This window comes from Bacillus sp. AFS041924 (assembly GCF_002577195.1).
GTDB lineage: Bacteria > Bacillota > Bacilli > Bacillales > Bacillaceae_G > Gottfriedia.
In genome coordinates this window covers 17,404-30,603 of record NZ_NULG01000037.1, presented here as the reverse complement: position 1 = coordinate 30,603, position 13,200 = coordinate 17,404, and the positions used below count along the sequence as shown (strand labels likewise).

Genomic DNA, 13,200 nt, shown 5'->3' with positions numbered 1-13,200 from the left:
ACCGTGGAATCGCAAATAAATAAAGAAAACTGTAAGAAAAAGTCATATTCTTTGAGGCTGTAGAACAAATTCAATACAAAAATATAAAAAACAATCAAAATCAAACTGCTAGATGCGAAAAAACAGTTCGCTTATCAAAAAAATCAATTAGTTTCGTAAAAAACTGGTTCAGTTCTATAAAAAGTGTTTCGATCGATCAACCGACAAATATTTGGATACAAACACTAAGTGTATCCTAGAACAAGCTAAATCTCATAAGCTTTAAAACTAATTAAAGTGTCGGAAATAAATTAAACGATAAAAAACCTAGCCACTTATAACGGCTAGGTTTTAAATTTAATAATCATTTTGTAAAGCGTCTCTTCCTTCTTCTCCGGTGCGGATTTTAATCGCATTTTCAATTGGGTATACAAATATTTTTCCGTCACCAGGTTTTCCTGTTTTTAAAACTCTTTTCGCTTCATCAATTACCGCTTGAAGGGGTACATCACATACAACTATTTCAACTTTAATTTTTTCATGTAAATTGATTGTTCGTTTTTTGCCTCGATAGACTTCTGTATAGCCTGATTGCATTCCACATCCTAATACGTTCGTAACGGTCATTCCTGTGATTCCTACTTTTGAAAGGGCATCCTTTAAAACATCAAATTTATCTGGCCTAGTTATGATTTCAATTTTTGTTAATTTTGTAGTCATGTTTATTCCTCCTTATATACTTGCATCGTGATAAGCTTTTTCTCCATGTATTGCTAAGTCGAGACCAAGGTTTTCTTCTTCTTGATCGACTCGAATACTGATGAAGAGGCCTATAACTTTCACGATTAAGAAGGTAATTAGTCCTGCAAAAAGGTAGGTTGCCCCGATAGCAAGTAGTTGCTTCCAAAGAAGTGAAATGTCTCCGTAAAAGAGTCCGTTTGCACCAGCACTATTTACTGATTTTGTTGCGAACAAACCGGTTGCAATGGCACCCCATGTTCCGCCAATTCCGTGACACCCGAATGCATCTAAAGCGTCGTCGTATCCGAATTTGTATTTTAAGTATGTTACTGCTAAAAAGCAGATGACGCCGCCTAAAAATCCGATTACGATCGCTGATAGAGGAGTGACGAAACCACAAGCAGGTGTAATTGCAACTAATCCAGCCACTGCGCCACTTACTCCTCCTAAAATAGTAGGTTTTTTATTTACGTACCATTCTACAAGCACCCAAGCGACTGAAGCTGCAGCGGCTGCAGTATTTGTATTAATAAAAGCAGTTAAAGCCACATCGTTTAATGTTAAAGCACTACCAACGTTAAAACCAAACCAGCCAAACCATAGTAGACCGGCACCTAATACTGTTAAAGGTAAATGATGAGGTGATGTAGAGCCGAAATCTCTTCGTCTGCCTAGTAGAAGAGCAAGGACTAAACCTGAAACGCCAGATGAAATATGGACAACTGTGCCACCAGCGAAATCTAAAGCACCTAAATTGCGAAGCCAACCATCTACGCCCCAAACCCAATGAGCTAATGGGTCGTAAACAAATGTAGTCCATAAAAGTGTAAATAATAGAAATGCTGAAAATTTCATGCGTTCAGCAAAGGCACCTGAGATAAGAGCTGGAGTTAGAATTGCGAACATTAACTGGAACATCATGAAAAGATTGTGAGGGACTGTTGCGCTGTAATGATCATTAGGAGTAAAACCAACATCCTTTAATGCTGCCCAAGAAAAATTTCCAATCAAATGATTAAAATCCGGGCCGAATGCTAAAGAATAACCAATTAATACCCATTGAATTGAAACAATGGCCATAGCAGAATAGCTATGCATTGTAGTACTTAAAACATTTTTACTTTTAACCATTCCGCCATAAAATAGTGCTAAACCTGGTGTCATGATCATGACCAAAACAGTTGAAATAAAAAGAAATACACTATCCGCTGCTTGAATTCCGTTCATCTTCATTCCCCATTTCTTTAATGTTAGATTTTATAACATTAAATGTTATATAAGTTATCATATTCAGAATATATGCAAAATTCAATAATAATTTCATAAAAATATCAAAAAAATAAATAAAAAGTTAATGTAAACGCTAACAAATATCTTTGATGTTAGAAATGCTAACATTTTGTAAATTGGTGCATAAAAATACAGACCCAAATAAATGAGTCTGTTTAAGTTTGACTTTAGTTTTACAGACTCAAATAAATGAATCTGCATCTTCTAACTGCAATATTAAAAAATCCGTTTCTAAAAGATCGATTGCTATTGATTCGGATTCGGTTGCGAACTGTTGACCATTCCAGCGATTTGTAATTCTTTTCTTCCCTAAATTTATAGGTACTGTAATAAACTGATTTTCATTGGAGTTATTTATGACGATTAAAAAATGTAGCTGATTATTCTTCCTCTCATACATTAGAATATCGTTATTGTCAGTCTGTACCCAATTGAATTCACCATCATTCTCTAAAACTGAGTATTTTTTTCGTAATGCTATCAATTTTTTTATTGCGTCAAAAATCAATAAATTATGTTGTGATTCGTCCCAGGGCATACAGCTTCTACATTCAGGGTCATTTCCACCTTGTAGTCCAACCTCATCACCGTAGTAAATACATGGAGTTCCAAAGAAGGTGAACATAAAAACATATAATAGAATCACTCTTTTTTCATTTTGGTTACATTGTGTCAATATTCTTGGTGTATCATGTGTACCTAATACATTGAATAAAGCTTTGATCACAGGTAATGGATATTGCGCGATTAAATCGTTAATGGAATGTTGAAATATAACCGTTGATATTGACTGGTAACCGAAATAAGCAAGAAGGGATTTCATTAGAGGATAATTCATGACAGAATCGAATTCATCGCCTCTTAGCCATGGCATTGCATGATGCCAAATCTCACCTACTATAAATAAATCATTTTTTATAGCTTTCATTTTTTTATTAAATAGCTTCCAAAAATAGTGATCAATTTCATTGGCTACATCTAGACGCCATCCATCGATATTAAATTCCTTGATCCAATATGAACCGATTTCGATTAAAAAATTTTGTACCTCTTTATTTTCTGTATTTAGTTTTGGCATCTCCTTTACAAACGAAAAAGTCTCATAAGCTGCATTGTGATGTTCATCTTTATAAAAGTGAAACCACTCAAAAAAAGCAGATTCCCTTCCGTGTTGTAAGGCATCTTGAAATGGTGGAAACGATGCACTCGTATGGTTAAATACAGCATCAAGCATTACTCGAATATTATTTTCATGACATTTTTCAATTAATAATTTTAAAATTTTTTCGTCTCCAAAAGTTGGATCCACTCTGAAATAATTAATCGTGTCATATTTATGATTTGAATTTGCTTCAAAAATTGGGGTTAAATAAATTCCTGTTATTCCTAAATTCTTAAGATAATCGATTTTTTGAATAACTCCTTCTAAATCCCCTCCAAAATAGCTTGAACTTGTTGGGAGAGTTGAGCCCCAAGGTATTGAATTTGTAGGGTTATTCTTTTTATTTCCACTTGCAAATCGATCGGGAAATATTTGATACCATATTGTGCCATTAACCCAATTCGGTGGCGATATTAAATTATTTTTATGTAGAAATGGTAACGTAAAACAATTTGACTGGTCAGTAGGGTTAAACTGTTCTGAAAATCCTCCTTCACCATAAAAAAGAGAATTTTGATCATTTTTTAAAAGAAATAAATATTTCATTCGTTTATTTGGAGGCATCACATTTACTTCCCAGTAATCAAATAAATCTGTAGAAAAAGCAAGATACATCGAGCGTACAGTTTCAATTTGCCAACCTGAATCATTAAATTTGAAAGGATCTCCATAATAAAAATTAACTTCTTTGCAGTCGCCTTTTTTTGTTCGCACTCTTAAACGATAGGTTTTTTTATCAATTGAAAAAGCGTATTGATCATATGGTTGATGATATATTGATTCAATTTGCATGATCCCACCCTTTATTTCAGAAAAATTTTATTTTTATAAACAGAGAGAATCTATTTTAATATAAGGAATTAGCTTGATATCTAATTTGTTAACAGTATAATTAAATAGTATGTGCAATCGCTTCCATATTTATGATTTTTAATATAACATTTGAATTTGAAGGTAATATTTTGCAAAATAGTGTAGAGAGTGAAATTTTAGTACATGCGAGTGTCTTGCAGGGGGAGAAAAGATGAGGCGATTTGGTTTTTTAATACTAGTATCTGTACTATTTTTTAGTACGCTACCAAGTATTAGTTTTGCAGAAAATAATACAACAGATCTAAAAAAAGAAATGATTTATCGTATTTTAGTCGATCGGTTTTTTAATGGTAATCCTCAGAATGATAAAAATACAGACCCGAAAGATTTAAATAAATCTCAGGGTGGTGATTTAGCTGGTATTACAACAAAATTAGATTATCTAAAGGATTTTGGATACAATGCTATTTCGATTTCTACTATTTTTGAAAATGATGAAAATTCGTATGATGGATTTTCTGTTACTAATTTTAGAAAAATCGATTCAAGGTTTGGGACAACGGAAGATCTTAAGAAATTGGTAAAAGAAGCGCATAAACGAAAAATAAAAGTTTATATTGATTTTGTTGCAAATAATACTTCACCAAATAGTGCATTGGCTAAAAAGGCAAATTGGTTTAATCCTGAAAATAGTACAAGTTCAGAAGAGAAGTGGATAAATGGATTACCAGACTTTAACCTGGAAAACAAAGAAGTAGCAAATTACTTAGTTGAAACAGCTAAGTATTGGATGAACCAAGCCGATTTTGACGGATATAATTTACAAGAAGTAAATAATGTACCTGTCTCATTTTGGGAATCCTTTAACAAAGAAATAAAAAAGAAAAATCCAAATTTCATTTTATTCGCAGACTTAAATAATTCAAGTGAAATAGATCTAGGTAAATACAAAAATTTAGATTTTGATGGTATTTATAATGTGGATTCAGTAGATGAATTGGCTAATACATTTTCTTCACAAAATCAATCGTTAACTGACATAATGAAGCGCCAAATGGATTTAAATAAACAACTAGGTTCAACTTTAATGATTAACTACTTAGATGACGAAATGACTAAGCGTTTTGTTTCAATCGCTGAAGCAAAAGGTCAATATCCGCCGTCAAGATTGAAGTTAGCACTAGCATATTTATTTACATCACCTGGTATCCCATTAACTTATTACGGGACAGAAATAGCGCTAAATGGCGGTAACATACCTGATAACCGAAAAGGGATGGATTTCCGTACAGATGAAGACTTTTCGAACTATATTGAAAAGCTGACGGAATTAAGAAGGACTTTACCGTCTCTTTCACACGGAGATTTTGAAGTGCTTTATGATTCGAAGGGTATGACTTTAATCAAGAGACACTATAATCATGAAACTACTCTTGTTGCGATAAACAATACTTCACTTGATCACAAGGTTCATTTAGATTTTAATGAAGTTAAAAAATCGAATGAATTAAGAGGAATGTTAAGTGATGATTTGGTTCGTCCGAATAAAAAAGGATTTGATATTGTCCTTAAAAGAGAATCTTCCAATGTGTATGCTGTTGCTCCAAAAACGAGCCTAAACATAGGAGTTATCATTGCAATTCCATCTATTTTTGTAGCATTTATCATCTTTTTATGGCTCGCTAGAAGACGTAGTAATAAAGTAAAATAGTGATTTGTTTAGAATACTTGAAACGGTTGATTACTGTTTCGGTATTCTAAGCATCAAGATATGATGTTTTTATCAAGAATCAATGATCTTTTAAATAGAGTATACATCTAAAGAAATAATGATAACGTTTACATCCATTCGTAAATAAGGGGAATAAAAATGACGATTACAATTAAGGATGTTGCGAAGAAAGCGAATGTAGCGCCTTCAACGGTGTCTCGAGTTATCTCGAACAGCCCAAGGATTAGTGAAAAAACAAAAAGAAAAGTTAGAAAAGTAATGGATGAACTAAATTATCATCCTAATTTAAATGCGAGGTCATTGGCTAATCGATCGACAAAATCAATTGGATTAGTGTTGCCACCTGCTTTGGATACATCATTCCATAATCCCTTTTTTGCAGAAGTAATCAGAGGTGTAACTGCGTATTCGAATCAAAAAGAATATTCACTTTACTTCATTACAGGGAACAACGAAGATGAAGTTGAGCAAACTGTGATTAAAACAATTAAAGGAAGAAGAGTCGACGGGATTATTCTGCTTTATTCTAAGGAAAATGATAAGATTATTGATTATTTGAGTGATAATAATTTTCCTTTTGTTTTAGTAGGTAAGCCATATCATTCAATTGACGATATAACATATATCGATAACGATAATTATGCAGCTGCAAGAGATGTGACTAATTATTTAATTGATCACGGACATCGAAAAATTGCATTTATTGGAGGAGAAAGTACTCTTCTTGTAACTCAAAATCGTTTGCGTGGATTCCAAGATTCAATGCAATTAAATGGACTATCGGTAAATGATGAAGAAGTTATTTTCACTGCATTCACAAGAGATGGTGGAAGAAAAGCAGTAGATCAATTATTAAAACTTAACGAGCTTCCTACAGCGATTGTAGTAACTGATGATGTATTAGCATTAGGTATTATAAGTGTTTTAAACGAATATAAAATTTCAGTTCCAAATAATATGTCTATTGTAAGCTTTAATAATGCTATATTTGCGGAGCTTGCTAATCCGCCATTAACATCTGTTGATATTAATATCTATCAATTAGGTTACGAAGCAGCTAAAAATATTATTTCGAAAATTGAAGAACCAGATGGTACTGAAAAAAGTATTATTGTTCCATATAAACTAGTTGTCCGTGGTACATGTGTAAAGAATGAAAGATTAACATTAGTAAGTGGCTAATTTTATACAATTTGAAAAAGAGGATGAAATTTTTCATCCTCTTTTTGTATATGTATTCGTTTATCGGTAATTCAAAAATTGAACGTCGATTGATAGATCTGCAGCTTTTACAGCAGCGATAATTGATTGTAAATCATCTCTACTTTTTGCAGTTACACGAATCTGGTCATCTTGAATTTGTGACTTTACTTTTAGGCCGCTATTTTTAATAATTGTATTGATTTTTTTGGCATTATCTTTATCAATACCTTGAACTAATTTAGCTCTTTGTCTTACAGTTCCACCCGAAGCACCTTCAACTTTACTGTAATCAAGGTTTTTAATAGGAACATTACGCTTTATTAATTTACTAATTAAAACGTCTTTTAATTGCTCTAATTTATAATCGTCATCAGAAATTAAAACTAGTTCTTCTTTTTCTAATGAAATTGAGCTTTTACTTCCTTTGAAATCATAGCGAGTTGCGATTTCTTTTGTAGCAAGCTGAATCGCATTTGAGACTTCTGGTAAGTCTACTTTTGAAACAATATCAAATGAACTTTCCTTTGACATAGATAGAATCCCTCCAATTCGTTAATACTTGTATTATAGTGTATGATAGACGAAGTAACAAACTTTCAATATGCATGATATAATAATTTTTAGTTTGGAAATATAGAGAGGATGTAACAAAGAATGAGTTTACAAGCAGGAGAGATTGTAACTTTAGTTTGCAGTCGAGAAACAGATATTGGGTATATGCTTGTCCAAGATCAAGAAGAAGTATTTTTACATATTAATGAGGCATCAGGTGAAATTGAAATAGATCAAGAAGTAACAGTATTCTTATACCATGATTCAAAAGGTAGACTATCTGCAACGATGGAAATGCCCTTCATTACGACAGAAGGATATGGTTTTGCAAAAGTAGTAGATAAGCTTGATGGAGTCGGTGTTTTTGTTAACATTGGTATTTCAAAAGATATCCTTTTAGAAAAAGGAGACCTTCCACCTCTTCAAGAAGTATGGCCAAATGAGGGTGATGAAATTTTTTGTACGTTAAAGCAAACTAACAAAGGCAGATTATTAATTAAACTTGCTACTGAACCAGTAATGAAAGAGTTTTCAGTTCCGGCTGATTCGAATATGCTGAACAAAAATGTTTCAGGCATCATTTATCGCACTTTAAGAGTAGGTTCATATATTTTAACTGATGAGCGATTCATCGGTTTTATCCATGAATCTCAGAGAAAAACTGAACCTCGAATTGGCGAACGAGTAAGTGGACGTATTATTGATGTAAAAGATGATGGCAGTATTAATGTATCGCTTTTACCAAGAGTACATGAAGGATTAGATCAAGAAGCTAATGAAGTTTATGAATACATGATGAGTCGTGGCGGAGCGATGCCTTATTGGGACAAAAGTGACGCAGAGGATATTAGAGCAAGATTTAATCTTAGTAAGGCTGCATTTAAACGAGCGATGGGTAGATTATTAAAGGAAAACAAAATCTATCAAGAAGACGGTTGGACATACGCAAAAGAATTGTTTGAGAAGAAAGAGCAATAACTAAGATTTAAACCACTTCAATAATAAGAGAAGTGGTTTTTTTTGTATAAAAACATACGAATAGTTTGTGAACATCGCTTGAAAATTAGTGAAAGTGGCTTAATTAATGGGGAAGGTGGCTTAATATAGGGTGAAAGTGGCTTAATTAACAGCAAGAGCGGCTTCATTAATAGTAAGGTGACTTAATTAACAGAGGAAGTAGATTAAAGTCATTAAAAAGTTGCTCATAAATTGGGTTAATCTATCAAATTCAGAATGGATTGTAATTTTGTAAAATTAATTTTTTAAAATGAAATGTTTTAGGGTGTTGAAATATAAAACGGTCAAGAGTGTAAATGTATATTAAGCGGACATTCTTGATGATATATTAAAGAATTTTAGTGTTAAGCTGTTTGAATAATATTCTAATACCGACAATCTCAGTAATTTTTTTATTGCTTTTACAAAAGTTAAAATATTAACAGGCTTATTTTTAGAAAATCAAATTGAGATTATTAGTAAGTTGCTTTTCGATCTTCATTGAAGTCCAAACGGATTAACAATTGTACTTATTTGCTTGAATAAGTTGATTGGAACGAAAGGATGCTCGACTCCTATGGGAAATGCGGGAAGGCTAAAGACCCCACAGGTGCGCTAAAGGAGGCTAAAGAATCTCGCCCCATGGAAAGCGAGCATTCTGTAGTGGAAATCAACACCGTACATCTTCCTTTCATTGAAAAATAGTTGATTAATTGAGAAACCACTTCTTTAATGAAGTGGTTTTTGCTATTTTTTTACAATTTACAGGCATACTAAGTTTATGAATGATTAGGAGGCACTTGTAGGTGAACGAAAAAAGAGAATTATTTATAAAAGTATTAGTTGTCATTTTTGGTGCATTAATGAATGCATTTGCGATGAATTGTTTTTTAATTCCTGTAAGTGTTTATTCTAGTGGCTTTTCAGGGTTAGCTCAGTTACTTACAAATTTATTGAATGATTTTACACCTTTTTCAGCTTCAACGGGTATCTTGCTTGCAATACTTAATATTCCAGTGATCATATTAGCTTGGAAAAAAATTGGTCCATCTTTTACTTATTTTACGATTTTAAGTGTTGGGATTACGACTTTATTTTTAGAGTTAATCCCAATTACACCGCTATTTTCAAAAGATATTTTACTTAACTCAGTCTTTGGTGGATTAATCGTTGCTGTAGGAATTGGATATACATTAAAATACGGTGCCTCAACAGGTGGATTGGACATTGTTGCCTTAGTTTTATCTCGTTCGAAGGGTAAACCGGTTGGAACTTATTTTTTTCTTTTTAATGCATTAATTATATTAACTGCGGGCTATATTTATGGGATGGAAAAAGCGCTTTATACACTGATTAACTTATATGTAACTTCTAGGTTTATAGATGCGATTCATACTAGTCATATTAAGGTGACTGCCTTTATTGTTACGACTAAGGGTGATGAATTACGTAAAGTGATTCATTCTAAACTAGTTCGTGGAATTACAGCGATTAACGCAAAAGGCGCTTTTACAAATCAAGATAAACAAATTTTAATGATGGTTTTATCACGTTATGAACTATATCATCTTTCAAAGGTCATTAAATCAGTCGATGAAAAGGCGTTTACAAATATCGTCCAAACAATTGATGTTTTTGGGGAGTTTAGGAAATTTTAATATCTTATAAGTACTCAGAAAAAAAAACTGTCCAACCATTGGAAAAGTTGGACAGTTCTATTTTTATTATTGAAAAGGCTCCCACGTTAATAAATTATCTAATCTAACCTTAACAAATTTGAAAAAAGTTAGATGTTTTATTTAGTAACAAAAATATAATATATGGTTTTTAATAGGGAACTAGATTACCAGGTTCCACTCAATAAAAGTGCCAGTATTATTGCTGATAATATTTTATAAAAGAGAGAGAACTCGTTTTTATTAAATATGTAACTAACACTTTCGATTGTTAAAGCAGTAGTGAATGAAGTTAATAGAATGTTTAAAGTAAAATCGATGTTAATTAAGTGTTTTATTGTACTCAATAAAAAGCTCCATAAAATAGCTATAAATAAAACTTTAATAAAATCGCCTAATTCAAATTCATTCGATATATTTTGTGGCGCTACAGAATCGTGATTGATAAGTTTAAGATTCTTAAGAGTGTTTTTTAGGTATAACGCACCAGTTATTAAAACAACCACACCACATAGTAGATTAGTGATAATTGCAATTTGTAACAATAATATTACTCCTCTCTATTTTTCACATGCTGCCCACACGCCAGTAGCACCAGTTATTTCCCCGGCTAAACCAACCAAGGCAGTTCCTCCAATACGAAGTCTTTCTTCCCATGTGGACGCTCTTAATAGTAAACTAGCAGCTTCAGTAAAACCACCTAATGCACTTATGTACTTTTTTATTTTTAATAGTTTAGAAGCTGCAATTAGGTTAGAACCTACAAAAAGAGCTAAAGCTCCTGAACATTTAGCTATACGTACCCAGTCTGGATCTGCAATAACTGGAAAAGCTGTGTCCTCATTAAACCCAATGGTCTGAATTAATGTATTTCCTTTCACTGAAAAATGAGTTGGGATTGGATTTCCATTTGCATCTTTAGCCCATGCAGGAATAGTATCATAGAAGATAAATAGTTAGGTTTATAAAATGCATTTTACGCTAAAATTTGGTATATTTCGCTATTTTTTGCTTATGCGTTACTATTTTTTATGATTTATATCTCATTAATAGATAAATTAATAACTAGAAATACATTACTATTTTACTATTGTTTTATTGGATAGTATTAAATAAGTTTTGACGATTCAAGACATGTTGTTAGTTAAATCATAATAAAGTAGAAAATATAGTGAGTAAGGGTTACTTTGATATTTGTAGGAATTAAGTAGAAGGCAGAATAGAATAAGAGAGGTTTGTATTTTATTGGTTATGAATATAATGCGGAAGCAAGTTTCACGTTATCTAAAAATGGTAAATATATATGGGAAACTAATTCGGATATTGCAAATGACTAATGACTAAACATTTTTAAAGGCGATAAAAGAACCATCAAAACATTGATACATTGGTGTTTTGATGGTTCTTTTTGATTCATATAAAAATTGATTAAATATTAATAATAATAAGGCTTTTTCCAGTTTGCAAAGTTCTTATTGTCTTTCAGAAAGAATTAAATATACTTAAACTATTGGATGAAATTCTACATGGAAATTGATGTTTTTTGGTTCATTTAAATCGATAAAAAAATTAGGAAAATTAAAGATGATCGACACTTTTAGAAAAAGATTTCTTACCAGCTTGTGCATTTTTTCTTTCTTGTGCATGTTTCTTTTCTCTTATAGCGTTATTATCTTTTGCTTTTTTGTCATTATCACTAGTAGGCATATTTAAGCTCCTTTATAAAAATGATAATGTTAGGTTTGCCTATATCACTTTAATTATGTATGATTGTTCGTTTTTGGCTCTGTTAAACAAGGAAGATGTTTTTTGCAGAGGCCAACTTTTTAATATAGAGAGAAGATTTATTTTTTTGAGGAGGAAGCAGAGTTGGTGGAAAGAAATAAAGAGCTTTTAATTAAGCTGGTTGTAGTAATGATTGGTGGTTTTCTAAATGCGTTTGCAATGAACTGTTTTTTAATCCCTGCTAATGTTTATTCAAGTGGCTTTGCAGGTCTAGCGCAGTTACTTTCAAATATTATTACTGACTTCACTCCGTTTACAGCAACAACGGGGATTCTATTAGCGTTGTTAAATATTCCAGTTATCGTACTGGCATGGAAAAAAGTTGGTCGTTCTTTTACGTATTTTAGTTTCTTTAGTGTAGGAGTAATGACGATTTTTTTGGAAATCTTACCTGTTAAACCTATTTTTTCTGATGATATTCTGCTAAATGCAGTTTTTGGTGGGTTAATTGCAGCGGTCGGTATTGGAATGACATTGAAATTTGGTGGATCTACAGGTGGATTAGATATAATTGCCTTAGTTCTTTCAAAATCAAAAGGGAAACCAGTTGGAACATATTTCTTCTTATTTAATGCTATTATTATCATTACAGCAGGCCAGCTTTATGGAATGGAAAAAGCTCTCTATACTTTAATCAATTTATATGTTACTACTCGTGTGATAGATAGTGTTCATACAAGCCATGTTAAGTTAACAGCAATGATTGTTACAACAAAAGGTGAAGAGTTAAGAAAAGAAATTCATGCAAAACTTGTGCGAGGAATTACGCAAATGAATGCTACTGGCGCATTTACTAAACAAGATAAAGATATACTAATGATTGTTTTATCTCGTTACGAGTTATACGATCTAGAAAGAATCATTAAACGAGTAGATCCACAAGCTTTTACGAATGTTGTACAAACTGTTGATGTATTAGGGGAATTTAGAAAGATTTAAAAAATATATTTAATAACTTATGACTAGCAGTAAGACTCGCTAGTCATTTTTTTTCTCTCTTGGAAAAAGTTTTACTTAAGCCTTTTTCAATAGAGGTGTGACGATAATTGTATAAATCATTCAATAGTTTGAGGTAAATTCTTAGTCGGTTAAGATCAATAAGAATGATTGTAAAATTGTATGCGTCATTTTAGTCTCTTTCAAATATAATTTCTATTCTAATTTTTTTGGAAATTTTATGATCTATTCATGTTTTGTCACAAAAAGTAATGTTTGTGCGTTAATAATTCACTGAATTGTTAAAGTAATTTTTCAGTTTTTTGGTATAATTT

Annotated in this window: 12 protein-coding genes; 5 read left to right on the top strand and 7 right to left on the bottom strand. The window is 31.9% G+C overall.

Annotated features, from left to right (window positions below; translation table 11 throughout):
* Positions 1 to 336 precede the first annotated feature (336 nt).
* The 3 genes from COC46_RS12070 to COC46_RS12060 all read right to left on the bottom strand — a co-directional run bounded on the left by COC46_RS12070 (position 337) and on the right by COC46_RS12060 (position 3,964).
* Entirely contained in the window at positions 337 to 699 is a 363-nt protein-coding gene (locus tag COC46_RS12070; RefSeq protein ID WP_098809963.1) for a P-II family nitrogen regulator, read from the bottom strand.
* Between the two features lie 12 nt (positions 700 to 711).
* Positions 712 to 1,938, bottom strand: coding sequence for an ammonium transporter (locus COC46_RS12065; protein ID WP_098809966.1), 1,227 nt, complete (start codon positions 1,936 to 1,938; stop codon positions 712 to 714).
* Positions 1,939 to 2,191: 253 nt separating this feature from the next.
* Entirely contained in the window at positions 2,192 to 3,964 is a 1,773-nt protein-coding gene (locus COC46_RS12060; RefSeq protein ID WP_098809962.1) for a glycoside hydrolase family 13 protein, read from the bottom strand.
* Positions 3,965 to 4,196: 232 nt separating this feature from the next.
* Between COC46_RS12060 and COC46_RS12055 the strand changes: the two genes are divergently transcribed.
* Positions 4,197 to 5,696, top strand: coding sequence for an alpha-amylase family glycosyl hydrolase (locus COC46_RS12055; protein WP_098809961.1), 1,500 nt, complete (start codon positions 4,197 to 4,199; stop codon positions 5,694 to 5,696).
* A gap of 159 nt (positions 5,697 to 5,855) precedes the next feature.
* The gene (locus COC46_RS12050; RefSeq protein ID WP_098809960.1) at positions 5,856 to 6,899 is read left to right on the top strand and encodes a LacI family DNA-binding transcriptional regulator; all 1,044 of its coding nucleotides are present in this window, start codon (positions 5,856 to 5,858) and stop codon (positions 6,897 to 6,899) included.
* 60 nt (positions 6,900 to 6,959) lie between these two features.
* On the opposite strand, the gene COC46_RS12045 is transcribed toward COC46_RS12050, so the two are convergent.
* Positions 6,960 to 7,451 (bottom strand): YajQ family cyclic di-GMP-binding protein, encoded by a 492-nt coding sequence (locus COC46_RS12045; protein WP_098809959.1) that lies wholly within the window; start codon positions 7,449 to 7,451, stop codon positions 6,960 to 6,962.
* 123 nt (positions 7,452 to 7,574) lie between these two features.
* On the opposite strand from COC46_RS12045, the gene COC46_RS12040 reads away from it, so the two are divergent.
* A complete protein-coding gene (locus COC46_RS12040; protein WP_098809958.1) occupies positions 7,575 to 8,450 on the top strand; it encodes a CvfB family protein in 876 nt (291 codons plus the stop codon).
* Between the two features lie 824 nt (positions 8,451 to 9,274).
* On the top strand, positions 9,275 to 10,126 hold the full coding sequence (locus COC46_RS12035; RefSeq protein WP_255294890.1) for a YitT family protein: 852 nt from the start codon (positions 9,275 to 9,277) through the stop codon (positions 10,124 to 10,126).
* A 185-nt stretch (positions 10,127 to 10,311) separates the two neighbouring features.
* Here the strand turns inward: COC46_RS12035 and COC46_RS12030 are convergent, their stop codons facing one another.
* The 3 genes from COC46_RS12030 to COC46_RS12020 all read right to left on the bottom strand — a co-directional run bounded on the left by COC46_RS12030 (position 10,312) and on the right by COC46_RS12020 (position 11,851).
* On the bottom strand, positions 10,312 to 10,689 hold the full coding sequence (locus COC46_RS12030; protein WP_098809957.1) for a hypothetical protein: 378 nt from the start codon (positions 10,687 to 10,689) through the stop codon (positions 10,312 to 10,314).
* Between the two features lie 15 nt (positions 10,690 to 10,704).
* Entirely contained in the window at positions 10,705 to 11,025 is a 321-nt protein-coding gene (locus COC46_RS12025; protein ID WP_255294889.1) for a hypothetical protein, read from the bottom strand.
* Positions 11,026 to 11,722: 697 nt separating this feature from the next.
* Positions 11,723 to 11,851 (bottom strand): DUF3941 domain-containing protein, encoded by a 129-nt coding sequence (locus COC46_RS12020; RefSeq protein ID WP_098809956.1) that lies wholly within the window; start codon positions 11,849 to 11,851, stop codon positions 11,723 to 11,725.
* 207 nt (positions 11,852 to 12,058) lie between these two features.
* Between COC46_RS12020 and COC46_RS12015 the strand changes: the two genes are divergently transcribed.
* A complete protein-coding gene (locus COC46_RS12015; RefSeq protein ID WP_098809964.1) occupies positions 12,059 to 12,868 on the top strand; it encodes a YitT family protein in 810 nt (269 codons plus the stop codon).
* Positions 12,869 to 13,200: the final 332 nt, after the last annotated feature.

Coding starts and splice junctions, on each gene's coding strand:
- COC46_RS12060 (WP_098809962.1), bottom strand. CDS start 3,964: ATGCAAATTGAATCAATATATCATCAACCATATGATCAATACGCTTTT.
- COC46_RS12050 (WP_098809960.1), top strand. CDS start 5,856: ATGACGATTACAATTAAGGATGTTGCGAAGAAAGCGAATGTAGCGCCT.
- COC46_RS12015 (WP_098809964.1), top strand. CDS start 12,059: ATGATTGGTGGTTTTCTAAATGCGTTTGCAATGAACTGTTTTTTAATC.
- COC46_RS12070 (WP_098809963.1), bottom strand. CDS start 699: ATGACTACAAAATTAACAAAAATTGAAATCATAACTAGGCCAGATAAA.
- COC46_RS12040 (WP_098809958.1), top strand. CDS start 7,575: ATGAGTTTACAAGCAGGAGAGATTGTAACTTTAGTTTGCAGTCGAGAA.
- COC46_RS12020 (WP_098809956.1), bottom strand. CDS start 11,851: ATGCCTACTAGTGATAATGACAAAAAAGCAAAAGATAATAACGCTATA.
- COC46_RS12045 (WP_098809959.1), bottom strand. CDS start 7,451: ATGTCAAAGGAAAGTTCATTTGATATTGTTTCAAAAGTAGACTTACCA.
- COC46_RS12055 (WP_098809961.1), top strand. CDS start 4,197: ATGAGGCGATTTGGTTTTTTAATACTAGTATCTGTACTATTTTTTAGT.